Source organism: Lentzea pudingi (assembly GCF_014646255.1).
In the GTDB taxonomy this organism is placed as follows: Bacteria; Actinomycetota; Actinomycetes; order Mycobacteriales; family Pseudonocardiaceae; genus Lentzea; species Lentzea pudingi.
Genome location: NZ_BMNC01000019.1, coordinates 84966 through 109862 on the forward strand (window position 1 = coordinate 84966; position 24897 = coordinate 109862).

Annotated in this window: 25 protein-coding genes; 6 read left to right on the forward strand and 19 right to left on the reverse strand. The window is 67.2% G+C overall.

Translation table 11 applies throughout. The annotated features are described in order from the left end of the window. Positions 1–71: 71 nt before the first annotated feature. From IEY88_RS38290 to IEY88_RS38335, 10 genes are all read right to left on the reverse strand, one after another. The gene (locus IEY88_RS38290) at positions 72–560 is read right to left on the reverse strand and encodes a TadE/TadG family type IV pilus assembly protein (protein WP_229694148.1); all 489 of its coding nucleotides are present in this window, start codon (positions 558–560) and stop codon (positions 72–74) included. Positions 561–577: 17 nt separating this feature from the next. After that, positions 578–769 carry a hypothetical protein gene (locus IEY88_RS38295; protein WP_090011799.1) on the reverse strand — a complete coding sequence of 64 codons (192 nt, stop codon included), beginning with the start codon at positions 767–769 and terminating at the stop codon, positions 578–580. A 46-nt stretch (positions 770–815) separates the two neighbouring features. Further along, positions 816–1709: a type II secretion system F family protein gene (locus IEY88_RS38300; RefSeq protein ID WP_229694158.1), complete on the reverse strand. Its 894-nt coding sequence runs from the start codon at positions 1707–1709 to the stop codon at positions 816–818. A gap of 10 nt (positions 1710–1719) precedes the next feature. Continuing rightward, positions 1720–2628 carry a type II secretion system F family protein gene (locus IEY88_RS38305; RefSeq protein ID WP_189159819.1) on the reverse strand — a complete coding sequence of 303 codons (909 nt, stop codon included), beginning with the start codon at positions 2626–2628 and terminating at the stop codon, positions 1720–1722. Then, positions 2625–4127, reverse strand: a complete 1503-nt coding sequence (locus IEY88_RS38310; protein WP_189159820.1) for a TadA family conjugal transfer-associated ATPase — start codon at positions 4125–4127, stop codon at positions 2625–2627. The genes IEY88_RS38305 and IEY88_RS38310 overlap by 4 nt, the downstream gene beginning before the upstream one ends. Further along, positions 4124–4984, reverse strand: coding sequence for a CpaE/TadZ family protein (locus tag IEY88_RS38315; protein WP_229694149.1), 861 nt, complete (start codon positions 4982–4984; stop codon positions 4124–4126). Before IEY88_RS38315 ends, IEY88_RS38310 begins: the two co-directional genes overlap by 4 nt. Further along, positions 4984–5625, reverse strand: coding sequence for an SAF domain-containing protein (locus tag IEY88_RS38320; protein WP_229694150.1), 642 nt, complete (start codon positions 5623–5625; stop codon positions 4984–4986). The genes IEY88_RS38315 and IEY88_RS38320 overlap by 1 nt, the downstream gene beginning before the upstream one ends. A gap of 152 nt (positions 5626–5777) precedes the next feature. Next, positions 5778–6398, reverse strand: coding sequence for a hypothetical protein (locus tag IEY88_RS38325; protein WP_229694151.1), 621 nt, complete (start codon positions 6396–6398; stop codon positions 5778–5780). 239 nt (positions 6399–6637) lie between these two features. After that, positions 6638–7165, reverse strand: coding sequence for a hypothetical protein (locus IEY88_RS38330; protein ID WP_229694152.1), 528 nt, complete (start codon positions 7163–7165; stop codon positions 6638–6640). Between the two features lie 258 nt (positions 7166–7423). After that, entirely contained in the window at positions 7424–8068 is a 645-nt protein-coding gene (locus IEY88_RS38335; RefSeq protein WP_189159823.1) for a prepilin peptidase, read from the reverse strand. A gap of 231 nt (positions 8069–8299) precedes the next feature. On the opposite strand from IEY88_RS38335, the gene IEY88_RS38340 reads away from it, so the two are divergent. The 4 genes from IEY88_RS38340 (at position 8300) to IEY88_RS38355 (ending at position 12756) form a co-directional block, all read left to right on the forward strand. After that, the gene (locus IEY88_RS38340) at positions 8300–10591 is read left to right on the forward strand and encodes a helix-turn-helix domain-containing protein (protein ID WP_189159824.1); all 2292 of its coding nucleotides are present in this window, start codon (positions 8300–8302) and stop codon (positions 10589–10591) included. Then, positions 10591–11811: an FAD-binding protein gene (locus tag IEY88_RS38345; protein ID WP_189159825.1), complete on the forward strand. Its 1221-nt coding sequence runs from the start codon at positions 10591–10593 to the stop codon at positions 11809–11811. Before IEY88_RS38340 ends, IEY88_RS38345 begins: the two co-directional genes overlap by 1 nt. Before the next feature lie 106 nt (positions 11812–11917). Then, positions 11918–12289, forward strand: a complete 372-nt coding sequence (locus IEY88_RS38350) for a DUF6355 family natural product biosynthesis protein (protein ID WP_189159826.1) — start codon at positions 11918–11920, stop codon at positions 12287–12289. A 293-nt stretch (positions 12290–12582) separates the two neighbouring features. Beyond that, positions 12583–12756 carry a hypothetical protein gene (locus tag IEY88_RS38355; RefSeq protein ID WP_189159827.1) on the forward strand — a complete coding sequence of 58 codons (174 nt, stop codon included), beginning with the start codon at positions 12583–12585 and terminating at the stop codon, positions 12754–12756. A 23-nt stretch (positions 12757–12779) separates the two neighbouring features. On the opposite strand, the gene IEY88_RS38360 is transcribed toward IEY88_RS38355, so the two are convergent. From IEY88_RS38360 to IEY88_RS38385, 6 genes are all read right to left on the reverse strand, one after another. After that, on the reverse strand, positions 12780–13778 hold the full coding sequence (locus IEY88_RS38360; RefSeq protein WP_189159828.1) for an IS481 family transposase: 999 nt from the start codon (positions 13776–13778) through the stop codon (positions 12780–12782). Positions 13779–13846: 68 nt separating this feature from the next. Next, the gene (locus IEY88_RS38365; RefSeq protein ID WP_189159829.1) at positions 13847–15835 is read right to left on the reverse strand and encodes a helix-turn-helix domain-containing protein; all 1989 of its coding nucleotides are present in this window, start codon (positions 15833–15835) and stop codon (positions 13847–13849) included. A 280-nt stretch (positions 15836–16115) separates the two neighbouring features. Beyond that, a complete protein-coding gene (locus tag IEY88_RS38370) occupies positions 16116–16955 on the reverse strand; it encodes an SDR family NAD(P)-dependent oxidoreductase (protein WP_189159830.1) in 840 nt (279 codons plus the stop codon). Positions 16956–16984: 29 nt separating this feature from the next. Further along, positions 16985–18223: a GAF domain-containing protein gene (locus tag IEY88_RS38375; RefSeq protein ID WP_189159831.1), complete on the reverse strand. Its 1239-nt coding sequence runs from the start codon at positions 18221–18223 to the stop codon at positions 16985–16987. 123 nt (positions 18224–18346) lie between these two features. Beyond that, a complete protein-coding gene (locus tag IEY88_RS38380; RefSeq protein WP_189159832.1) occupies positions 18347–19213 on the reverse strand; it encodes a helix-turn-helix domain-containing protein in 867 nt (288 codons plus the stop codon). A 7-nt stretch (positions 19214–19220) separates the two neighbouring features. Then, positions 19221–20054, reverse strand: coding sequence for a helix-turn-helix domain-containing protein (locus IEY88_RS38385; RefSeq protein ID WP_373294267.1), 834 nt, complete (start codon positions 20052–20054; stop codon positions 19221–19223). A 1014-nt stretch (positions 20055–21068) separates the two neighbouring features. Here IEY88_RS38385 and IEY88_RS38390 point away from each other — a divergent pair. Both IEY88_RS38390 and IEY88_RS38395 read left to right on the forward strand, forming a co-directional pair. Next, the gene (locus IEY88_RS38390) at positions 21069–21929 is read left to right on the forward strand and encodes a helix-turn-helix domain-containing protein (protein ID WP_189159834.1); all 861 of its coding nucleotides are present in this window, start codon (positions 21069–21071) and stop codon (positions 21927–21929) included. A gap of 39 nt (positions 21930–21968) precedes the next feature. Continuing rightward, positions 21969–22196: a DUF397 domain-containing protein gene (locus IEY88_RS38395; protein ID WP_189159861.1), complete on the forward strand. Its 228-nt coding sequence runs from the start codon at positions 21969–21971 to the stop codon at positions 22194–22196. Between the two features lie 60 nt (positions 22197–22256). Here IEY88_RS38395 and IEY88_RS38400 read toward each other — a convergent pair whose 3' ends face one another. Genes IEY88_RS38400 through IEY88_RS38410 form a run of 3 tightly spaced genes read right to left on the reverse strand, consistent with a single transcriptional unit; the run spans position 22257 to position 24449 of the window. Then, on the reverse strand, positions 22257–22697 hold the full coding sequence (locus tag IEY88_RS38400; protein ID WP_229694153.1) for a phosphatase domain-containing protein: 441 nt from the start codon (positions 22695–22697) through the stop codon (positions 22257–22259). Between the two features lie 17 nt (positions 22698–22714). Next, complete coding sequence (locus IEY88_RS38405; RefSeq protein WP_189159836.1) at positions 22715–23269, reverse strand: cysteine hydrolase family protein; 555 nt, start codon at positions 23267–23269, stop codon at positions 22715–22717. Positions 23270–23273: 4 nt separating this feature from the next. Beyond that, entirely contained in the window at positions 23274–24449 is a 1176-nt protein-coding gene (locus tag IEY88_RS38410) for a hypothetical protein (protein WP_189159837.1), read from the reverse strand. Between the last annotated feature and the right edge of the window lie 448 nt (positions 24450–24897).

The window sequence follows — 24897 nt, forward strand, 5'->3', positions numbered from 1 at the left end:
CGATCGGTCGGTCGGTTGCGTGCGGGTGTCCGTTCTGGTGCAGCGATACCGCTGGCTCCGGGCTGGGCCTCTCAGGGACTCGCGAACCCGTTGACTTCAGGGACGAACCGTTCGACGGGACCTACTGCTTCGGCATGAACCGGTAGCTGCAGGAACGGGACAACGGCTCTCGCGGTGCCGGTGATCCGCACGGATGCCGACTCGGTGCTGCGTTCGGCATTGACGCTTGCGCCGGTCAGCGGGCCTCGTGCGAGCTGGTCGAGCAGTTGCTGCGCGCTCGCGATACCTGCCGCGGCGGTTCCGTTCTGTGCTCGGGTGACAGCGAGTCCTTGTGAGGCGGCGGCTTGCGCGATGTGGGTGGCGTGCGACCACAGCACGAACTGCACGAGCGTCAGTAGCACCAGGAGCAGTAGCGGTGTGAAGAGCACGAGATCCGCGCTGGCCGCGCCGCGATCATCCCGCAGAATCCGCTGCAGGCAGCCCCGCTGCCGGGTACCGAGCCGACAGCCACGCCGTTTCCCGGAGCCGTACGGGTAGTGGCGGCGGGTGGGAGCAGTCACGTGTGCCATCGCACGGCTCACAGCTCGATGCTCGTGGCCTTGGCGATCACCTTGGCCACGATGATTCCGAGCACGAGGACTCCCGCAGAGATGAGCAGGGCGGTGATCAGCGTCGTCTCGCTCACGTAGCCCGCGCTGGGGTTGCGGCGCAGCAGGTCGATGCGTGCCCGCACCATCGTCCACACCATGCTCAACTGGTTGATCGTCATTGTCTTCTCCCTGTCCTATAACGAAAAACGGAACTTGCGCCTCGACTCAGAGGCCGTTGATCACTTGCGTCAGTGCCGGGTAAGCGACATAGCCGAGGAAGCCGAGGAACAGGCACATGACCGGTAGCGCCATGCGTTCGGTCGCGGAGTGGGCCTCGGCTTCGGCATCGGTGAGCTGTCGCGTCCGCAAGGCCGTGGCTTTCGAGGCCAGGCTCGCGCGGACCTTGGCGCCTTCGGTGCCGGCCAGACTGACCGAGGCGGCCAGCTCGACCAGCTCCGGGATGCCGAGCTCGTCGCCGAGCTGCCGCAGCGTGGCCCACGGGGTCGTGCGGGTCAGTCGCGCGGCGGACAAGGCGCGCTGGATGTGGGTGAACGCCCAGCCGTGACCGACCGCCGCCGAGTCGTTGAGCGCGCTGTCGACGCCCGCGCCACCGGCCAGCGTGATCCACACCAGGTCCAGGAACGCCGAGAGCGCATGCCGGAACCCGGTGCGCAGCCTCGCCGCCTCGGCGCGTGCCCGTAGATCGGGCAGCTCGAATCCGATGGCCGCCAGGACGAGCCCGGCGATGATCGGGAACTGCCAGCCGATCGGCAGCCCGAGGACGGACAGCCCCAGCAGCAGGAGCGCGGGCACCACCAGTCCGGCGAGAGCGAAACTGGCCTTCTCCGCCAGGTGCGTGCTGATCGGCCGTCCGGCGACCACCAGGTCGCGGCGCAGCCGCTCGCCAGGCAGCCCCAGCGCGCGCAGCGGCGCGACGGCGGGACCGCCCAGCTTCGCGGTCCACCCCGTCTCGCCGACGGCCACGATCGGAGGCGGTGCGGGTGCGGCGGTGACCCGCGCCAGCACCATGCCCAGCGCCGGCCGAGGTGGAAACACCGCGAACGCTAAGGCCCATAGGCCGAGACCGAATCCAGCGCCCAGAACGAGCGCGGTCATCACGGCGCCCATGTCACACCTGCCCCTCGACGACCGGACGGGGATACTCGCCCGCCGGTGCCGGGGCGGCGGCCAATAGTCGCGGCGGCTCCGTGACGCGGGTAATCCTTTCCAGCCAGGCGAATCCCACCGTGAACAGCACCCCGATACCGAGCAGTACCGCTTGCCCTGTCGGGGAGTCGTAGGCCGACATGTAGGGGCGGTTGAGCAGCACCACCGCCACCGCGAACGCGAGCGTGGTGCCCACGATCACCCGCACCGAGGTGCGCGTGCGCGCTCGACCGGCCTCCACCCGCATCCGCATCGACACCTGTTCCCGTGCGGTATGCGCGAGCGCGCCGAGCAGCTCGCCGAGCTGGCGGGCCTGCTGCTCGGCGGCTTTCACCAGCGCGGCGATCACCAGATCGCTGGTCGGGTCCGCCAGCTCGTCGGCCAGGCCCCGCAGCGACGGCGCGAGCCGTTGCCCGTTCTCGAGGCGACGCGCCAGGCCGGCGACCTGGCCGCGGATCGGGGCCGGTGCCAGTGGCGCGGTGGCGAGGATCGCTTGTTCCAGACCGGATGCGGCCGACAGGGTGTCGCGCAGCATCTCGGTCCAGGTGGCGATCGCCTCGACCTTCGCGACCCGGTGCGCGTGCTCCGGGTCGCGGCCCAGCACACGCGGCAGCGCCCAGCAGGCCGTCCCGGCCAGGACCGCGCCGACAACCCAGCCCGTCGCCACGCCGGCCGCTACACCGACCGCGAGCGCGACACCGAACCGGATTCCGATGCGCTGACGTTGTTCGCCACTGCGCGGTCGCGCGCGCCACGGGCGAGGGCGTGGTTCGGCGCCGTGCCAGCCGATGACGAACAGCAGCACGCCCAGCCCTGTCCCGAGGCCCAGTAGGACGGCAAGTCCTTGGGCGGTGCCGAGGGAGACGTTCATCGTGGCCACCACCCGTCGGGCTGGTCGAGCACGACAGGGTCGAGTCCGGCGGCGGCTAGCTCGTCGAGGGTGTCGGTGCGCAGCGCGCCGGCCACCGGGCGAGCCCGGCCGTCGCGACCGGGCCGGTAGACCTCGTTGGAGACCACCAGGGGCCCGTCGGCGTCGACGATCTCGCGGACCGACGACACGACGCGGGTGGTCCGGTCGCTGCCGCGGCCCAGGTGCACCACGAAATGCACCGCGCTCGCGACCAGCAGCGTGGTGGCCTCCAGCGACAGCCGCTCGGCGCCTTGCGCGGCATAGGAGGCCAGGCGGGTGAAGGCGATGCGGGAGCTGGAGGCGTGCAGGGTGGCCATGGATCCGTCGTTGCCTTGGCTCATCGCGTTGCACATCGGGATGACCTCGGGCCCGCGGATCTCGCCGACGATGACCCGGTCCGGCGACATCCGCAGGCCCCACCGCACCAGCTCGGCCTGGGAGACCGCTCCCTCACCCTCCACGTTCGGCTCGCGTGACTGCAGCGCCGTCACATCGGCGTGGATGTTCGGATCACGCTCCAGGCCCAGCTCGAACGCGTCCTCGATGGTGATGATCCGCTCCAGCGGATCCATCTCCGAGGCCAGCGCCCGCAACATGGTCGTCTTCCCGGCCGCGGCACCGCCGGTGATCAGGATGTTCTTGCGGGCACGCACGAGCGCGCGCAGGAACTCCCGCAGACCGGTGTCGATCGTGCCGCGCTCACGCAGCTGAGGCAGCGTGGCGGTGAGGTAGCCGTGCCGGCGGATCGACAGCGAGGTCACCCCGTCCGCGGTCAACCCCATCACCGCGAACAACCGCTCACCACCGGGCAGCTGAAGGTTGACCGCGGGGGAACCGTGATCGAACCGCCGTTCCTGGCTGGACGCCCGCGCGGCGAGCAGCCGGACCAGATCGGTGAGTTCGTCGTTGGACGCGGCGACCGGGGCGACATGCTCGCGGCGGCCGTCGGTGTGCTGCACGATCACGCGATCGAACCGGTTGGCGTTGATCGTCTCGATCGTCGGGTCGTCCAGCAGCGGCTGCAGGCCCGCCATGCCGAACATCTCGTTGAGCACCTCGACGACCACTTGGCGCTCGACGTCCGGCGCGACGAGGGGCCGGTTGGCCATGAGTTCCCGCTCGCTGTGGCGGCGCGCCGCGCCCGCCAGGATCGCCTCGCCCAGCGAACGGCGGGCCGACGGCATCATCGCGGCGCCGCGATGTTTCTCGTGGGCGTCTACCTGGCTGGGCAGTTCGTCGGCCAGCACGACGCGCAAGTGTTGCCGGAGCCCGTCGCGCGCGGCACGATCGATGTCCTCGCCGGCATCGTCGCGTGGCACGATGGGCGGACTGCCGCCCGCAGTGGCGTTCCACATACCGCCGTCGGCAGGGCTGGTGCCGGGCTGGTGGGGCGGTGACCACGGCTCCTGGCGGGGCAGCGGCGGCACCGACCTGAGATGCCCGTTCACGGGGTGAGTCATGACAAGACTCCTCTCCAAGAGTGCTCCTGCCCGCCGGACTGGTCGTCTGCGGGAAGCCGTGGTGTGACAGGGAGTTCGTGGGCTGGGCCGGCGCCGTTGACGAGACTGAGGGTGGGCGCCATCACGACCCTCGGGGCCAGCTCGGCGGCGACCTTGTGCGCGAACCGTCCCAGTGCGGACTGCGACGGCCGGCTACGGCGCCACCGTGATCGCGGTGGCCGTCCACACAGGACAGCGGCACCGCATGGGTCGTGCGGGATGCGGCCCAGCGGCATCACGCCGAGCTCGCGGCCAACGTCCGCGGTGGCGTAGCCGTCCCCGACCAGCAGCAGCATCGGCCGGGGTGTCCAGCGCGCGGCGGTGGGCAGTCTGCGGGTCAGGTGCGCGAGATCGTCGGCGTGGGCGCGGGTGAGCAGCACCAAGGCGTCGGCCTCGCGGACGATGCTCATCGCCGCGGAGGCGTGATCGACCCGGCCGCAGTCGGCGATCACGACGACACCGGGCTTGTGCGCACTGGCCCGGATGAGGCCCGCGCCGGAGGGTGAGTCTGCGGTGAGGGTGAGCAAGGCGCCGCGGGTGAGATCCGCGTCCGGCGGCGCGGTGACCGCGAGCAGACCTCCTGGTAGCGCTTGGGTGTGCTGCCACAGCAACCCTGGGTCGGCGCTGCCCCGTGCGGCCGCGGCAAGGCTGAGCAGGCCGGGCGAGGAAGGCAGGCGGAACCGCGTCGCGACGTCGCCTCCGGACGGATCCGCTTCGACGAGCACCGTCTGCGTGGGAGCCGGCCAGCGGGCGGCCAACGCGACAGAAAAGGTCGTCACGCCTGGTGAGCCTTTGAGGCTGACAACGGCGACCAGCATCACCGGCCACCTCCCGCTACGAGCACGAGTGACAGCTGGCCGACCGGCACCGCGGCGACCTGACCGGCGGCGGCTTCGGCGAGTTGCACCGACACCACCGTGACCTGCTCGTTGGGCGGCGTCGCCACGCTCGTCACCACACCCGACCACGTGCCGCTGCCCTCCTCGCCGGGAGTACGCGGCACGGATCCGCTCGTGGCACCGGACACGAACACCACGGTCACCCGCGCTCCCGGCCCGACCTCGGCAGGAAACTGCCCGGACTTCAACGCCAAGGACACGATCGCCTGTCCCGCCACGGGAACCGCGGAGGAATCCACCGCGTCCGGGGTGAGCAAGGCACCCGCGGGCAGGCTCACCGACATGGTCTTGCCCACCACGCCGGCCGCCTGCCCGGCGTCCACGACCAGCACGCCCGCATCGACCGCGACCTTGACGCGCCGCAAATCCTGCGCCACCACCACATGCCCGACCGTCACCTCGCGGGCGAGCGCCAGCACCGGCCGCTGATCGTCGGTGGCGAGCGAGATCCACAGGAACGCTCCCGCGCACAGACCTGGGAGCAACAAGCCGAGCACCAGATAGGGACGGTTTCGTCGCCTGCCGCGCAAGCGCGAGACGGTGCGCTGCTTGCCGCTCATCCACATTCCACTGTCTGATGTGGATTGATTCGTGACGGCGTGGCTGTCGGTGACGAAGGTACTCATCTCGCCCTCCAAAAGGCATGGGAGTAGTGCGCCGCGTCGCGAATGAGCATCAGCGAGCGGTTGAGGGAAGGTGGTTCAGTTGAAGGTCAGCGGGACCCGTTGTTCAGGGCGTGCGACTCAGCGACCCGCAACGTCGTGGAGTTCGTGGTGGTCAGGTCCGGGAACGTGCCGCTTTGGCCGGCGCCGGACCAGGAGACGGTCCAGTGCACGGTGGCGGACACGGCGAACGCCTGCCCTGGCTCACGAGCGGACGACCGGCGATAGGTGTGCCCGCAGTCCGGTGAACTCGCTTTCGGGTCGGCATCGGCCTGATACCGGGTACCTGGCCCGGTGCACGTCACGATGGTCCCGTCGCCCATCGACCAGCTGACCGTCACTGGCGTCGCGGTCGCGGTCACCGACACACCCGGCACAGATGCGGTTGCGGCCGAATCCGTCCACCCGGCGGACAGCCACAGCCACGTGGGCAAGTGCACCAGTTGCGTACCGGACGGACTGGCCGTGATGGCCGGTGCAGGCAGCCGCAACTGCTTGCGCGCCATCTGCGCGACTTGCTCCGGACTCAACGTCGGCGGCGTGCTCGCACCCGCGGGAACCCACACCGGGCCGTGCGAGTCAGGGTCCTTGCCGTCGGGACTGCACAACACCATGAACCAGCCGCCAGGCTCCGGCGAAGGCCCGCTCGGCGCCGGATAGTCCACTGGCACGTACCGACAGCCGAACTCGCTCTCGGTGGCAGTGCTGTCGTCGTATGTGCCTATCGGCTGCTGGCCGTTGAGGGTTGGCCGGTTCGGGCGCGTTCCCGCCGCGATGTCGCACGCCGCTGAAGGGGTCTGGATACAGTCGACGCTTCCGTAGCCACCGTCCCCGGATGCGAACGCGAGTGGGGCAGCAGATGTAACCCCCGTGAGTGCGAGGGCAGCGACGACTAGGGCGTGCCGGGTTGTCAGTCGCATGATCCCACCTCGTGCACCCCGAAATCGGAAACCTTCCACACGCCATCCGGCTGCTTCTCCACGATCGCGTCGATCCGCTGACGGCCACCAGGCGTGTTGCCGACGCGCTCACCGTTGTCGGCTCGGTACTTCAGCGCGTTCGACGAGTCGCTGCAATCACGGACAACGACCTTTTTCGGGTCTACCGGGGGCTCCATTGAGGACACACTGGTGTCGTGGGTCGGCTCCCCTTTGGTAACGACACCACGGTCGCGGTCACGACGAAGTCCGTCGGTGAGTTTGTTGAGGGCAGTGCCGACAGCGTGCTGGCCCAACGTGGGGGATTGCCAATCCGAGGTGCTGCCCGCGGAGAAGAAGACGCTCCACATCTTCAGATAGACGGCTACAGCCTCGTTGCGTGCGGCGTCTGCCGGGTTGATCGCCGAGGACGGCGGCAGGGCCGTCGTCGGCGCCTTCGTCGTCGTGGCCGGCGGGGCGCCGCAGGCTCCGAGCAGGATCAGCGTGCTCGCCGTGATCACCAATCGTGTCGTGGGGTTCACTGCGGCCTCCAAACCGGGAACTTGAACAGTGGTGCCGAGGCGGACCCCGAGGGGGGACGGGGTCCGCCTCGACCGGCGCGCCCGGCGTACATGGGGGTGTGCGGGCGCAGGTCTTTTCCGAGAGCGGCAGCAAAGATGAGGGCGAACAGCGCGATCGCGTGCAGCAGGGTCGGTAGTGCCCCGTGCAGGATCGCGGGATCGTCTTCTCTGAACGGCAGGCACATCAGGCAGCCTCCGCTACATCAGCAGGATTGTGCAGACCGGTGCGAAGACCAGCGCTGGTCCGAGGGGGATCTGCAGTCCTTGCCAGCAGGCTCTTCTCGCGCGCAGCACACCGAAGGTGACCGCGCCGAGCGCGAGCGCCAGGCCGAGCCCGATGGCCACGTGCGACCAGCTGAACCAGCCGAGGAAGAACGCGGCCGTGGCGGACAGGGTGACGTCGCCGGCACCCCAGCCCTGCGGGGACACCAACGCCATCGTCACCGTGACCGCGAAGACCGCCGCAAGAGCACCGCCCGCCTGCAGCAAGCGTCCGGCACCGTCGTGCTGGACAAGAGCGGCGAGACCGAGCTGGATGACGCCACCGCCGAGCAGCGTGCCGACCAAGGTCTGGGGAAGCCGGTGACACGCCCAGTCGATCGACGCGAGCAGCAAGCCCATGATCGCAAGCCATGAGACCGCGCCCGCTGCTGCGGGCCGCCGCTCGGCCACCTCGACCAGTACGAGGCTCAGCAGCGCGCTCGCCGCGAGTATCGCCGCCCAGTCGCTTCGGACAGCCGAACTCCACGACAGCGGTTCGCGCAGCGCCACACAACGGCCGACAACGGTGACGACGGGGCCCGCTACCGCGCCGAGAAGGCCATAGGTCAGCCAGAGCGACATTGCGCCTCCCGTGACGAGCGCAGAATGCGAATTCGTTTCGGATGACCGACGAAAGTTGTCGTTCGACCGGGTGACTTCGTACGCGTGGTTGCGTGGAATACGTGACGAAGCAACGAGTCGTCTGCATACCCTCACCTCCTCGGACCTGCTGTTTCCACTGCTTGTGGTCAGTTGACAACGTTCAGTGTTGGCAGGTTCAAGGGGGAACCGCTAGGGGGGAGCTGTATCGCGATGAACAAGAGACAGAAGACAGCTATCCACACGACCGGGGGGTCGAAGAATGAACATATCCAAACGAATTGCCAGACGTTCGGTCGACGAATGCGTGAGTTGCGTGATGCGCAGAAAAAGTCGCTGACCCTGCTCAGTGCTGAGTCCAGCGTGAGCCGGGGCTATCTCAGCAACCTCGAACACGACCGCAGTGTGCCCAGCCCCGAGGTCGCCGCGGCGATCGACGATGCGCTCGGCGCCAGCGGTCGGCTCGCCGAGCTTGTGGTGCCCAAGCCCCGTTCCAGGGCGACACGCGACCGCGTGCGCCCCGCCCAGCTTCCGGCGGCGGTCCGCGGCTTCGTAGCGCGCCGGGAGGTGCTCGAGGAGGCCGAGGGCGCCTTGGCCGTGCACGAGGGCGTGATCGCCATCGACGGCCCGGCCGGCGTGGGCAAGACCGCGTTCACGGTCACCTGGGCGCACGAGATCGCCGCGGACTTCCCGGACGGTGTGCTGTTCACCGACCTGCGCGGCTACGCCGCCGGCCCGCCCGAAGACGCTGCGGTCGTGCTCGGCGCCTTCTTGCTCTCACTCGGCGCCTCCCCGTCGGAAATCCCTAGCGATCTCGGCGGGCGGGCGGCTCTGTACCGCACCCTGCTGGAGGGCACCCGCACTTTGGTGGTGCTGGACAACGCGTTCGATGCCGAGCAGATCCGCCCGCTGTTGCCAGGCTCGGCAACCTCGCTCGCGTTGATCACCAGCCGCAGCCGCATGTCGGGTGCGGTCGTGCACCAGGGCGCGGTCCGCCTCACCGTCCAGCCGATGAGCGCGAGCGAAGCGCACGAGCTTCTCAGGTCGGTGATCGGGCCGCGGCTTGACGTCGACCCCGCCGCGGCGCGGGCTATCGCCGACCGGGCTGGACGACTCCCGCTCGCCCTGCGCATCGCGGCGGAGCGCGCCAACTTGAAGCGCAACACCCCGCTGAGCGCGCTGGCCGACGAACTCACGCGACGCCAGCCGCTCGACGTGTTCGCTGTCGACGACACCCTGGCCGTGCGGACCGTGCTGTCCTACTCCCACGACGCGCTGCCCGCAAAGATGGCAACGACGTTCCGGCTACTGGGGCTGCATCCTGGTGGGCCGATCCGCATCGAGGCCGCGGCGGCGCTCACCGAACTCCCACCGGAGTTCGCGCTGGGCCACCTATCAGCGCTGGCCAGCGTGCACCTGATCGAGCTGACCGCCAAGGATCAGTTCGTGATGCACGACCTCGTCCACTCCTACGCCCAGGAACTCGCCCTGGAGCACAATCCGCACGAAGCCAACGTCGCCGCCCTCGAGCGGCTCATCGACTCCTACCTGCGTACCGGAGCGGCAGCGACACGACTGCTCTGGCCTTCCCGACCGAGGCGTCCACCAGACCTGCCCAGCCACAACCTGACAACGTTGACATTTCGTCGGCCTGCGGACGCCATCCGCTGGTTCGAGGAGGAGCTGCGGTTGCTCGTCCGGCTGGTCCGATGCGGAGCGCAGTGGAACATCACCTTTGTGGCCTACCTGCCGGTGGTGATCAACGAGATGCTGTTCCACCGGCGCGCCTGGTCCTGGTGGGTGCCCGCATTGCGCGACGCGCTCGCGATGGCGCGCCGGGGTGGGCACCGTGACGCGGAGGCGTGGATGCTGGAAACGCTGGCCGATGCCGGCATCGACGCGGGCGACGCCGCCTCGTCGATCGGGCTCTACCGGGAGGCGATGAGCATCCGCGCCGAGCTGGACGACCGCAGCGGCATCGCCGCCGGCCACGTCGGCCTCGGACGGGCCTACTGCCAGCTCGGCGACTACGACATCGCGATCAAGCAATGCGAGACCGCCCGCCAGATCAGCGACGACGCGGGCGACAGCTGGGAGTACGCGGTCGCGACCGCGCACCTCGCGATGGCACGGGCCGCCCTCGGCGCTACGACCAAAGCACGTGACCTGCTTGACTCCGTCAGAAAGAGCCTCGACGAGACCGAGGACTTCATGTCGTCGGGATGCGCGTCGACCCTGCTTGCCGGCCTGGCCGAGTCGACGGCCGAGTACGACCGTGCTCTGCGGCACCTCGACGACGCTCTGGAGACGTTCAGCCACGTCGGTGACGTGTGGAGTCAGGCCCACGTCCACAGTCGCATCGGCGACCTGCAGGCCGAGCGCGGCAATCAGCGCGCCGCCCACGAAGCGTGGTCTGCCGCCGCGGAGCTGCTCAACGGCAACATCGAGCCCACCGCGACGCGACTACGCCAGCAGATGATCAACAGTTTGAAGGAGGACCAGTAGTGACCCCAGCGTTTGCGTCCCTTTCCCAACTGGCCGGCACGCTCGACACCGACCAGGACGCGTTTCGCTGGGCTGCGCACGACTACGGCGGCACAGTCCAGCACCTACCCGCAGCGGTGCTGCGGCCCGCCTCCGCGGCTGACATCAGCATCGTGGTCCGGTACGCCCGCGAGCACGGCCTGCAGGTCGTGCCCCGCGGGCAGGGCCACTCCACCGGCGGCCAGGCTCAGGCACCGGGTGGCGTGGTGATCGACATGAACCAGCTCAACGGCGTTCACGACGTCCGTCCCGACCGCGTGGTCGTCGACGCGGGTGCGCGGTGGAGCGATGTGCTCCGAGCGACCCTGCCTCACGGACTGACCCCTCCGGTGCTCACCGACTACCTGGAACTGACTGTCGGCGGCACCCTGTCGGTCGGCGGCCTCGGCGGCGCGAGCCACCACCACGGCGCGCAGACCGACAACCTCCTCAGTCTCGACGTCGTCACGTCCAGCGGCGCCATCGTCTCCTGTGGCCCGGACGACAACCGGGAGGTGTTCGACGCGGTGCGCGCAGGCCGGGGCCGCAGCGGCGTCATCACCCGCGCCACCATGCGCCTTGTGCTCGCTCCGGACACCGTGACATGGCACAAACTCCACTACGACACCATCGACCAGCTCGTTGCCGGTCAGCGGCACCTCGTCACCACCGGCGCCTTCGACTACGTCGAAGGACAGCTCAAGATCCGTAACGGGCAGCGTGTCGCCGAGCTGGAAGCGGTCACGTTCACTGGCGTCTCCGCCGGCCACGGCCGACTCGACGGTCTCGGCTTCCGCGACGCCGACACCCGGACCGCGAGCTACTGGGACTTCGTCAACCGGCTCGCCGACGGCGAACCCCTCCTGCGCAGCGCCGGGCTGTGGGAGTCGCCGCACCCGTGGTGCAACCTGCTCGTGCCGGACACGGCCGCGGAAGAGCTGCTGCGCCACAGCGAAAATGACCTCGGCGCCGACCTGTACAGCGACTTCGGCCTTGTTCTCGCCTATCCGCTGCGCACCGACCGCATCATCACACCACGGCTCATGCTGCCCCACGACGACATCGTCTTCCTTGTCGCGGCGCTGCGCTACGCACCAGCGGGCGCCCCTCAGGTCGTGGCCGCGATGCACACGGCAAACGACGTCCTCGTCACCAAGACTCTCCAGGCGGGCGGACGGCTCTATCTCGATCCGCTGCCGTAGACCGTCTTCTGTCTCGCGTTCACCGCGATACAGAAGACACCTTGTCTGTTCACTGTGGACTCCCAAAACTGGGTTGAATCAACCACTTCAACGCAAGGGAGTCCCCGTGAACGCGAACATCGCCCGCGCTTTCACCGCAGCAGGCATGCTTCTCGCCGCGACAGCCGCCGGCATGATCGACACCCCCAGTAACACCGCATCCGCGATCTCTCCTCGACCCTGTGGCTTCTATTCGCTCGACCTGCCGCAGGGCGAACAGACCGGTGGCTACGTGCACTGCGGCGACGGCTTCATCCTCATCAAGTTCCACTGGAGCACAGGAACCGCCGGGACGTCCTGCATCCCGCCCTGGGGCAGCCGTCCGTTTTTCAAGGATGGACCGCACAAGATCGTCAACGCCTACTACGTCCCCACACGACCGAACCTCAGCGGCCCGCCCGGCAACCAGATGTGTTCGACCGGTCAACCACGAGCGTGAGAACAGGCGCGCCGCGCACCTAGTCCGCGGCGCGCCCCTCACTCCACAACAAGTCGTGATAGGACTCAATCTTCCAGCTACGCCAACACTTGTTGATGAACCGTGGTTCGGCGGCTACCGCCGTCGCATCGCACCCATCCGCCATCGCCGCTCGCGGCCCATCTGAGCGAAAGTCCCCTACCGCTCCTCTTCCAAGCTGCTGATCACCTGCTCGCGTAGTCGCGTGGCGGCGGGCTCGATGTCGCCGGTGAGCAACTCGGCGCCCGTAACCCGCGCGCGCGGCGTGCCGCCCGATGATCTCCGCAGTCCGCATGCAGAGCACCGAGGCGGCTGTGGATGTGCGCCTGGCTCCACACGTCGCCGACGCGGCCGAAGATCCTCAGCGCATCGTCCAGGTGCTGAACGACCAGGCCATGTTCACCGGCCGTCTCAGCAAGTTTTGCCTGCAACATCGCCACACGTCCTGACGACATGAGATCCCCGGCGTCGTCTAGCTGTGATGTCCAGGGAGGTTGGTCAGCCGGGTGATGGGTGGCTGGCCTCCGAGGGCGGAGTGGGCTCGGTGGTGATTGTAGAAGTGCAGCCAGCCGGGCAGGTCTGCTCGGCGCTGGGTTTCTGAGGGGTAGTGGCGGGCGTAGGCCCAGCCGTCGGCCAGGGTGCGGTGGAAGCGTTCGATCTTGCCGTTGGTCTGCGGGCGGTAGGGCCGCGTTCGTTTGTGTCGGACGCCGAGTTCGGCGCAGGCGTCGCGCCAGGCGTGCGAGCGATAGCAGGAACCGTTGTCGGACAACACTCTTTCGACGGTGACACCACGCTCTGCGAACCACGTGATCGCCCGCTGCAGGACGCTGATGGCGGTGGCCGCGGTCTCGTCGGCGTGGATTTCGATGTAGGCGACGCGGGAGTGGTCGTCGATGACGGTGTGCAGGACCGCGGTGCCGACGTTGGGTTCGTAGTTGGCGTGCCGGGCGCCGGTGCGTTTGGCGGTGGCCTCGCGGTTGCGGTCGCCTTGCTTCTTGCCGACGAAGCGCCAGCCGCCGCCGTCGGGGATGTTGCCGAACTTGGTGACGTCAACATGCAGCAGCGAACCAGGGTGCGGGTGTTCGTAGCGGCGCAACGGTTCGCCGGTGACCCGGTCGATCCGGGACAGCCTGTTGATCCGGCAGCGCACCAGCACCGCGTGCACTGTCGAGGCCGCGAGACCCAGCCGGCCGCCGATCTGCACGGGCCCGAGCCGGTGGCGCCAGCGCAGCATCACGATCTGCCGCACCAGCGGTTCGGGCGTCCTGGCCGGGCTGTGGTGTGGACGCGAGCTGCGGTCGGCCATCCCGGCTTCGCCCTCGAGTCGATAACGCTCAGCCCATTTACGTGCTGTTTTGACCGCGACCATGAACGTTTTCGCGGCTTCGGCGGGACGCCAGTTCTGCTCGACGATCAGACGCGCCAGGCGTAGCCGGGCACGTGGAGTCAGCGCCGCGTTAGGGTGGGACACGAAGGCCTCCGGACGGTGAAGCGGTTCCTAGACAGCTCCACTTCACCTCCCGAGGCCTTCACCTGTCTTCACGACAGGCCGTCACCCGCCCAAACCGGAACAACGTCCCTGGACATCACATCTAGCGCTGCTCGCGTCGCGCTGAGCAGATCGCGTGCCTCTCCAACCAATCCGAGAGCCGCGCACGCCATGGCGAGATGCGCGGTCGCCACCGAGTACTGCCACATGTCGTCGACTTCGACGCTGATCTTCCGCGCGTTCTCGCAGTGAGCGATCGCGGCGTCGTAGGCGCCAACCTTGGAGAATGCCTTGGCGAGCCCCACGTGCCCGATAGCGAGCCCTCCGCAGTCATCCAGCTCGGCGCGGATGGCCATGGCCTCCCGGTAGAGATTCATCGAAGCCGCTTTGTCGTCGGCGTCGATGCTCGCGTCGCCCAGCGTTTCCAAGATCCAGGCTTCGGCGTCTCGGTGGCCACCTTGGCGAGCCATCGCGAGCGCCTCCCAAAGCGCGGGCATCCACCAGGACCATGCACGCCGATGACACAGCATCTCGCTGATCACAACAGGCAGGTAGGCAACAGAGGTGACATTCCATCGGGCTCCGCAGCGCACCAGCTGGACCAGAAGACGCAGCTCCTCTTCGAACCAGTTGAGCGCTTGCGCCGGGTCGCGGAACATCAGTGTTGTCAGGTCGTTCTTGGGCAGACTGAGCCCGCTTCTCGGACGCGACGGCCAGAGAATCCGGGTGGCAGCGGCACCGGTGGTCAGATAAAAGCGGACCAGTCGCTCCAGGGCTGCGGCGTTGTCCTGGTGCGAGTTGTGTTCCCGCGCGAGCTCGAGAGCGTACGAGTGGACAAGGTCGTGCATCACGAACCTGTCCTCCGTGGTCTGGTCGAGCAGGTGGATGCTGGCCAGCGCGGACAGGTGGCCCAGTGCTTGGGAAGGCGGCTGGTCCATGAGAGCCGCTGCGGCTTCGATTCGAACCGGTCCGCCTGGATGCAGGCCCAGCAACCGGAAGGTATCGGACATCTTCGCGGGCAACGCGTCATGCGAGTACGACAGGACGGTCCGCACTGCGAGGGTGTCGTTGACCGCGAACACGTCCAGCGGCTGGCGCCGAGCAAGCTCGTTGGCGAGTGCCCGCAGGGGCGTGTTGAGCCAGCGGCTTGCCCGTTCCGCTGCGATCCGGAGTGCGAGGGGAAGCCGTCCGGCTCGATCCGCGATCACCTGTGCCGCGTCGAGGTCGGTGTCGATGCGGGGCCCGACAACCGACCGGAGAAGTTCATGCGCTTCGTCGGCGGTCATGGGTTGCACGGTGATGCGCACGGCGCCATCTCTCACCACCACACCGGACAAGCGGTTGCGGCTGGTGATCACCGCCAAGGACGACATCGAACCCGGCAGGAGCTGCCTGACTTGTTCGTCGTCAACGGCGTTGTCCAGCACCACCAGCGTGCGAGTGCCGGCGAGAAGGGTTCGGTACAGCGCGGCGCGTTCTGCCAGGTCGCTCGGTATGTCCGACGGCGCGATACCCAGCGAGCGCAGGAAACCGCCGAGGACGAAAGCCGGGTCGTCAGGCGGGTCGGCTGCATAGCCTCGCAGGTCGGCGAACAGGACACCGTCGGGGAAAGCGTCGGCGATCGAGTGCGCCCAGGTCACCGCGAAAGCGGTCTTACCGACACCCGCCGGACCGTCGAATGCGATCACCCCCGCGTGCGTCGCGAGCGCCTCCTCGGCTTCTTTGATCAGCTCGGTTCGAGGGGTGAGTCCGCGGATCGCCACGGGCAGCTGGTCTGGACGCACGCGATCTCGTGCTGGTCGAGTGCGTGGCTTGGGTGCGGCCAGTTTGATGAGTCGACCGCCTGCGCTCAAGGCGGCATCGATCGCGGCGGCGATCTCCGGTCCCGGCACGCTTCGGTCATGCTCCAGGTTGCCGAGATAGCTCCTGCTCACGTTCGAGTCCGCGCTGAGCGCTGCCAAGGACTTCTGCTGCTCCGCTCGAAGCGTGCGCAGTCCCTGCCCGAACGTCTGTGGATTCACGTGCCGGCTTCCGCTCATCGAGACGCTCCTCCCCGGCGGAACCCCGAGGTGCGTCACAGGGAGGTGCGGCAGCCAGCAGCATCAGGCGACGCCGCACTGGCAGCGGGAAAGCCTTCACAGAGGATGTTCGCCGAGCCATGTCGATCCCCGATCGCGTTCGAGGGCAGCCCACGACTGCCTCACTGCTGCGTTTCAGGGATCAGCTCGATAGCGACAAAGCCAACCCAATCGGAATAGTCCGATTGGAGTAGCGTAGGTAGGGGTGCCGATCACGTCAACCGGAACCATGATTCCCAGGTCATCGCCGCCGGGGTCGCATCCGCCCCCGCAGTCGTTCCAGTGCAGGCAGCAAGTCCTGGTAGTGGCCGCCGAGTAGGCGTGCAAGGACAGCTACCAGACGTGCGTCCGTCCCGACGAAGACGCGCGCCCGACGGCGTTCGGCTCCGCTAAGGATGGTCACCGCCGCCTTCTCGGGGTCGGTACGCGCGACCTGCTTCTCGAAGCCTCGGATCACAGCCTTGCGGTTCTCCCCTGCTGCGAAAAGGCCGTTGCGAACGATCGAGGTTCGGACGCCTCCCGGGAAGACGCACGTCACCGACACGTCGCTGCCAGCCGCGGCGAGTTCTTGGCGCAGCGCCTCACTGAAGCCGCGAACAGCGAATTTGGATGAGTTGTAGGCGGTGTACTTCGAGGTCGCCACCAGCCCGAACGCGCTGGAGAACGTGACTATCCGGCCACCCTCCGAACCGGCGACGAACGGGAGATGGGCCTTGACGGTGTACATCGATCCCCGCCAGTTCACCGCCATCACCTGCTCGATGTCCGCCACGTCGGAGTCGAGCAGGCTGCCACGGTGAATGATGCCGGCGGCAGCGAACACGGAGTCGACGCCGCCGAGCTCGGAGTTGACCGCGCTCGCGGCGGCTCGCATCTCGTCCCAGTCCGTCACATCGACGACATGTGCCAGCACTCGTGCGCCGTGCGCTTCGCAGCGTGCGACCGCGCCTTCCAAAGCGGCAGCATCGCGATCGAGCAGTGAGAGCCGCGCGCCCCGTCGCGCGAGCTCAATCGCCAGCGCTCGCCCGATGCCCGCACCGGCCCCGGTGATCACCGCGACCTTGCCCTCGAAGCTGCTCACTAACCAGCACCTTTCCCACGGCCGGCAACTCAGCCGACCATCCCACGTTCAGGCTCGGTCAGGGTGACCAGCGCTGCGGTGGTGTGTTGATCAAGCGCCATGAGCGCAGCGGAGACGGCGACCTTCATCCACCCTCCGTCCTCAGAGCGAACCCGCAAGACGCCTTCGGCGCGTCCGCTCACCGCGAGGTCGTTGGAGAGGCCGACCGCTCTACGCAGATCAGCTCGATGAACAGCTGGGCGATGTGGTGCACCGAGCGTCCACGCCACGCCCGGCATGGGGTTGTCGAGCCATTTCAGCAACCGCATCGTGCGCAGGTCGACGATCGCACGCCAACGCCCAGGCGTCGCTTCCGCTGCGAGTACCTGCTGCGCGAGAAGGACCGGAATGGGCGGAGGCGCGGCCGGCACGCTCTCCGCCGGTCCGATGTCGTGGGTGATCCCCCGGACGATGAGCTCAACCCGGCCGTTGGGCGCCTTCACCTCGACGCACCGGCAGGCGAAGTGCAACGCACGCCGAACACCGTCGTCTCGGTTCACCGTCCAGGTGGCCAGGTGCTCCGCACCCGCTTTCGCGTTGACGATGAGCGCCAACGCCTTGGCCTCGTCCGAGTTCGTCTGCAGACGCTGATAGGCGAAGAGCTCAGCCAAGTCGTGCTCGTTGCGCCACTTGTCGGCCCTCGTCCCATACAGCCGAAGCAGATCGTCCGACCTGCTGCTGACGTGCCGGCTGAGGTTGATATGCCATGCACCTGCCGCATCACGTACAGGAGGATCCTCGTCGAGCGGCCCCACCCACACGTGCACGCCGTGAACCACGCCACCGTAGGTCTGCAGCGGGTGGGCGATCACCCTCCGCTTACCGACTGTCGTTCGAGCCTCAATCGCCCCGCGGCTCCGCACTACGCGCGCGATCACACCCTGGACATCGGGCAGGAACGGGCCGCGACCGAGAACCGACCGAATCGACACCATGTTCTTCGGGCTGCGACCGGCCGCCAGCACCGTCGGCTCGCGCCGGAGACCACCGAACGTCTCGACCAACAGCCAGTCAGCCGCCATCGCCTCGTCCCCCGGTCGAAGATAGGCCTGCTCAGGCACAGTATCTTCGCCGCGGAAGCAGCGCTTGGAGTCCCTCCAAGATGGCAACGAAGCGGCGGCATTTTCATGCCGCCGAGTGATCATCTGGGCGGCATGATCATCGTCAGCGTGACCGCTGTCGCTCGCCCAAGTCGTGAAGGCGGCCCAGGCATCCAGGTGCAACGCCATGCCGCGTTACTGCGGGGTTGAGGAGTCGCGACCACCGACCCGGTCAGCTCCGAGCCGGATCTCCACATTGTCTGCGCCTGCTCCGAGGGGGTGAACCACTGGCGTTCGGCTGATGCGACTCCGCTACGAACAGGTACGTACAACCTGTTCCAACTCAGCTGTCGCCTGGGCGATGAGTTCGAGCGACTCGCCCGCCCCCAACGCGACGTCCTGCAGGCTCGCGAACCGCTGCGCGCACCGTTCGGTCAGCCCCGGCTCCTCGACGTACTCGCCCTTGATGAACGTCTCCAGATACGCCACGTCGTTGTGCTGCCGATGCGGAAACCCCAGCAACGTGAACGGCGATCCCATCGCCGGATACGGTCCCGTGTCGCGCGGCACGACCTGCACGCTCACCGCCTCGTGGCCGCTGACCTCCATCAAGTGGAGCAGCTGCGCCTTCATCACCCGCGGCCCGCCGATCGCGTGCCGCAATACCGCCTCCGGGAAGACTGCGTGAACGGCCAGCGGGTCCCTGTCACTCAGGCGTGCCGCCCAGGCCTCGCGCACCATCGCCAGCCGCGCTGTCCGCACCGGATCGTCGTTCTGCATAACCCTGCTCGTGTAGCCGGGAAGTTGAAGTACCGTCGGAACAAGGTCCGTCGTGAACACTCGTAGCGACGTGGCCTCATACACCAGATTCGCAAAGTCCGCCGCAGGGTCAAAGTTCGGGCCGTTGGTCTGCACGCGTACGCGCGCTTGTTCCGCGTACTGCACGCGAAGCAACACTGCTTGCCATTCTGGGGTCGGCACCTGGTAAACGTAGCCGAGCGCCATGACGTCCACGGGCACCGATGGCTGCACCGCGTTCTCCATCATGGACAGCTTGGCGCTGCTGAAGCCCACACGCTGACCGGCCTCGGCGAGGCTCAGGTCGCGCTCGGCACGCCATCCGGCCAGCTGCCGCCCGATGGCGCGTTCAAGCGTCGTGGCCCGGAAGTCCTTCGGCATAGGGAGATCACCAGCGCTGAAGTCTGTTGATCATGTCGAGTGATGCCTGCTCACACAGGCTCACTTCGGCGAGTTTGCCCGCAACCGCTTCGTAGCCTGCGATCGAATCCTTCATCTCCACGAAGGTGTGCGAGTTCAGGGCTTCCAGCCAGACCACAGGCTCGTACTTCGGGAACTTCAATTGCGTGAACGCCCCAGTCATCCCGGCGTGCGCGCCGGCCGAGGCCGGCACAACCCGGATCTTCACGTGCGCCCAGTTCGCCATCATCGTCAGGTGAAGCATCTGCTCGGCCTGTACCGCAGGCTCACCTACTTGAAGCCGCAGAGCGAATTCGTGGATGAAGAAGGTGCAGTCCAGGCGGTCGCGGAGCAAGTCCCTCATCTCGGCTTGTACACGCAGCCGTTCGTCGATCTCCTCCTGCGGCACGGTGGCGGAAGCGATCATCAACTCACGCGCGTAGTCGTCGGTCCGCAGGAACACCGGCAACGCGTGCGGTTGCCAGTCAATCAGCTCCTTCGCCATGGCGACGTGAGCAAGCACGGTGCTCGGCCGGATCGGCGCGGACTTCCCGTACTGCTGCCACCACCCCAGCACGTGCCGGGTCGGGTACAACGCGAGCAGCCGATTACGCTCAGCGGCCTCTGGGCGGCATACGCTCAGCAACACCGCGACTTCAAGTCTGCTGAGGTACACCTTGCCGTTCAACACTTCCGAGACCTTGCTTTCGTCGCAGTCGACCAGCTCGGCGACCTGACGCGAACTCAGTCCTGAGCCCGCAACCACCGCGCGCACACCCTCACCGAACTCGCGCCCTCGTGTGGTGGAGACCCTTCTTGGCATGTCATTCCCATACGCTAGTAGGAATATTGGTTCTAAGAGGACGAGCGGAGTCTGTGGCTCTGCGGGCCAGAACACTTGCGCGCCGTCGCCGCCACCGTGACCGCGAGGTGCACGTCGAGCAGCATCCGACACGGCGCCGCTACCCGACGCCAGAACGGTCCGCTCCGACACTTCTCGCAATAGCCGTTCTCGTCCGCCCGATGCCCCTCTGCAAGTGCGCGCAACGCGGCGACGATGCCCGGAACGTCCTGCCGCATAACGGCTAGCGCCATCCCAGCGTCACCGTCGACCGCGACTCGCAACACCCGCTCGAGGTGATCATCGAGGTTCCGACGAAGTCCTCCGAACAAGACGTGGTTGCTCATCCGTGACCTCCCTCTAGGGCTAACTGGCCCGAAGTCCTGGACCGTGCTCAGGCTTTTGGCTGCGACTGCCCGCTTCGCAGACAACGTCTTGCGACAAAGCCAGGGCCACTGCGCAACGAAACGCGCTCAGCCCTTGATCCGCAGCGTTGATCTCCTTGCACTCCAAGGCCGACGTCACGACTACCGCCGCGCGTGCAAGCACCGAGGCCTGCGCGAAGGTCAGTTTTACGACCACGCAAACCGCTCCCGTTGGTCCCGCCATGCGCGCGCCTCCACTCGTCGTTGAGGCAGCGCCACGGCCGGGACGGGGAAACCCGTGCCGTGGCGCGCCCCGCTCGCTGGGATCGGATAGCGGCAGCGCCATGCGGAGGAAACAGGGCCGGCAACGAGGCCCGGTTCCCGGCGTGCCGCTCAACCAGCGAGCGCCTTGGAAGGATTCAGCCACCGTGAGGCAGCAGGATCCGAGCTCAGATTTTCGATATCGGAGATCATCCGCCACCTCCCGCCACGTATGCCCAGCTGAACGTCCGACGTCGACAGTTTATAGTCCGATATCGGAATCCGATAATGCCCCAATACGGTGATGGTTGCCCTGCTACTGTCCGTAGCGCCCGTGTCGGGCCCGATGCTCTGTTCAGGAGGTACACGCATGGCGTCCGCGGAGATGCCAGCCTTCATCCACAACATCCAGTGCGGTCGACTGCTCGAAGCGCTACGTGGCGAACGCACGCAACGTGAAGTCGCAACGGCATGCGGATGGAGTCAGCCGACGCAAGCCGAACTGGAACGCGGTCAGAAGAACTTCACGACCGAACTCCTGGAGAAGCTTCGATCCGTTCTGGGTGGCGAAGCGGCGACCTGGACGCAGATCGCGCATCACGCCGAACTCGGCGCCGCCCAGGCGAAGAAGTCCGACCTGCGCTGGAAGTTCAAGTCCGAGGCGATGCGCAAGCTGGTCGACATGGACCGCACCGCAACCTTGATCCGCAGCAAGGCGAGCATGCTGATTCCGGGTGTGCTCCAGACGCCCGAGCTGATGCGCTACCTCATGGAAGCGGCTGGGCTCGCCGCTGAAGAGATCGATCGTCTGGTCGACCTTCGTGTTCGACGCCAAGACGTACTCGCCAACACCGGCCAGCGCTTCGAGTTCATCATTGACCAGGCAGCGCTGGCTCGGGTCAGCCCGATCTCGGACACCACCGGGATCTGGGCAGGTCAGCTCACCCGCCTCGCCGAGGTTGCGGTGTTGCCGAACGTGAGTCTCCGATTCATACCGTTCAGCCACGGCTTCTACGAAGGCCAGGAAGCCGACTATCAGCTCGCCACATATCAAGCTGAACCGGAGCTGCACCTCGTCTACGCTGAACGATACGACGAGCAGGCGGTCCTTCATGACCCGAAGATCGTCAAGAGGTACCTGGACCTCTGGCGCGTGCAGGAGAAGATCGCACTTGAGTCGGATCAAGCGCTGAGCTTCCTCAACTTCGTGGGCGGGCCGCTGCCGTTGTGACGGATGGTGACGGCAACAGCGGAAGGAACGGCTCACGAGATGAACGGGCCATCAGCACAACCCGATATCGCGTTCACGCCATGGTTCAAGTCCTCCTATAGCCAGCCCAAGGAGAGCAACTGCGTCGAGGTCAGGTTCGGAGCTGACCAGGCAGGTGTACGTGACTCCAAGGCTCCCAGCGGAGGCCAGCTCGCTTTCGGGACAATCGCGTGGGGCCAGTTCAGGTCCTGGGTGAACGGACCCCGATCGGAAGCAGCCGAGCTCTGACCTATCCGGCTCGACCCGGCTACTGATCGGGTCGAGCCGGACGTACCTGCCTCGGACGATCTACTGATTGCCCAGCGCTGGAGCCCAGGGCGACCAGGTGGCGTGATGAACCGAGAGCCCGGCCTCCTGCAGTTGGCTGACCACGCGGGGATCGTCGTCCACGACCAGAGCGATCGTGCGGTGCCGTCGAAGCTCCAATAGGCGTTCCAGCTTCACCAACCGAGCCGGTCTCTTGTCGCCGTGTGGCTGCATCAACAGCTCGCCCACTGGCAGGCCCTGTTCGACGAGCCATCGGCGGGTCAACTCGGCCAGTCGCACCGGCCGGCCGGTGAGCCACACAATGTCGTGCTCTACAGCCAGCTTGCGAGCCAACTCAGCACCGTCCGGGAGCACTGGATCGTCTCCGGCCGCGTCGAAGAAGTCCGCCCACTTGGTCGGAGAGTCGGAGTCGAGGAGGTGGAGGCGATGCCGGACGTCGGCCACGGTGCCGTCGATGTCCATCACCGCTACCGGCCGCGTCATGCGGTCGCCACCAGCTTCTCCGAGAAGAGGTCCTCGGCGTCGATGAGCTGGCGGCGCCCAATGAACCGGCTGGTCACGAGGAGGCCCGCCTCGTGCGCTTCCTGTCCCGCGTGGCTGTATACCGCGTCCTTGACCACCCAGGGCGTCAGGCCACGCTCGAACGCGTCACATGCCGTCTTGAGCACGCACGACTCGGTCGCGATCCCGACGATCACGATGTCGGTCCAGCCGTGTTGCGCCACGGTCGCGGCGCCTTCCTCGGTGAACAGCGAATAGATCGGCTTATCCAGCACCGTGACCGTACGCCGGGAGGCCGGGACCAGGTCGTCGACGATGTCTATCTCGGGGGAGGTCTGCATCCGCGACCAGTTGATCAGCCGCTCGTAGGGCGATCCGGGGTGGTTGACGAATCGGGTGAACACGGTCGCGCCGCCGACTTCTTCCCAGCGACGCACGACATCTGCCACGTGCGGAACGATGGGCGCTGACTTGCTGGACACGAAGCCGTTCTGCATATCGACGACGACCAGCACGCTCTTGGCAAGGTCCACCTGATCATTCTCCGATCGTGTCTCGCAGCAACTCCAGCGCGGTCGTCAGGTGCTTGCCCAGCTCGCTGGTCTCGAGCACCGCCCGCCGCATCGCGGCGTGTTGCGCTGTCTCCTGCGGCCTGGCCATGGTCAACCGCGACCTGACCGCGCGAATCCAACGCCACCCGTACTCAGGTGGAACAACTGGATCACATCCTTGTTCCACCTGCTCGTGCACGCGGTGGCAGTAACACCACAACGCCTGGACCAACAGCTCGCAGTCGATCAGATCAGACATCTGAAGTGCTCGTCCTGCCGCCTGCGGGTAGTAGCTGAGCCCCGCCCAGCTCGCGCAGCCGATGGACAAGCCGCGGATGCCGAACTCATCGATGCGGCTGTCGTGGAATCCTTCGCGCAGCAGCGTCTGCTCCACCAGCTCCGCGTGGTGCAGGGAAGGCCCGGTTTCGTCCGTTCCGCGGTCGAGCAGGACGCGCGGCATGCTCAACAACCGCATCGCGGTGTCGAGGTCCTGGCCGCTCCACGGCGACTCGTGCAGCCAGTAGGCCGACAGCACGTAGTGCGCGATGGGTGTGTCCGAGCCGGTCCGCTCGCAGAGCCATTCGGTCGCCCACTGCCTGGTTTCCCGATAGGTCTGCCGACGCCATAGCGCCAGGCTGGCGATGTTCGGCACGCTCAGCTCCTCCGCCAGGTGGAAGACCGCGACACCCCACGGGAACGCGTACAACTCGCAGTGACCGGCCGGATGTTCGACCTGTCCGACGTGGCAGTCCGCCCATTGCACCGAGCCTGGTACGAGGTTCGCTCGTTCGATGAGCGTGGAGAGCAGTTCGGGTCCGAGGTGCACCGGCACGAACTTGTGGCTCGTGAGTCCGCACGACTGACGGTTCGCTGCGCCCGTACTGAGGGTGCCGAACAGCTCATGCGGTGTGGCCTCGAACGCGGCGCAGTACAGCTGGACGTAGACCTCGTCCCGCACCGCGGCCCTACCGGTCTCATGCCTGTAGATCGCCTTGGCCATGGCGCTCAGCTCAGGCGTTGTGAGCTCCAGTTGGCGACCGAGCCGCTCGAACTCCCTGGCGAGCCTGTCGCGCCCCCAGCCCTTGGCCTGCCGCCGGCCGATCAGCACGAGGTTCGGCGTTGGACGCTTCCCCTCGCCGGTCGCAGCGGCGTCGCTGGACATGATCGATGTCCTTCCGTGTCCCTGCCTGTCATCTTCCGCATGGTCGTCGTCCAAACCATATTTGAATCGTCCCGAACGAACCCAGTGTCTTCGACGTTCGGCGTCATGTCCGCGATAACGCACCGGAGGTGCGATAGCCCGGTGGTTGGCCGAACAGCCCAAGACCATCGTCGTCCAGCCAACAACGCTGTGCCCGATGGACTGCACCTACTGCTACCTGCTCGAACGGCACCTCAAGCAAGAAATGGCGCCTCAGGTCGCCTCCGCAATCCTCCCGGTTCATGCCGCCGGGCGTACCCAAGGTCCTGGGTCAAGGCCGTGGGACGCCTCGCTTACGCACGGACAGATCGTCCGACACCCCGTCCACACCAGGAGTGGCCATGATCGCGGACATCCAGCCGACGCGGCAGGGCACGCCGCCGCGCATGGTCGGCCTGGATCACGTACC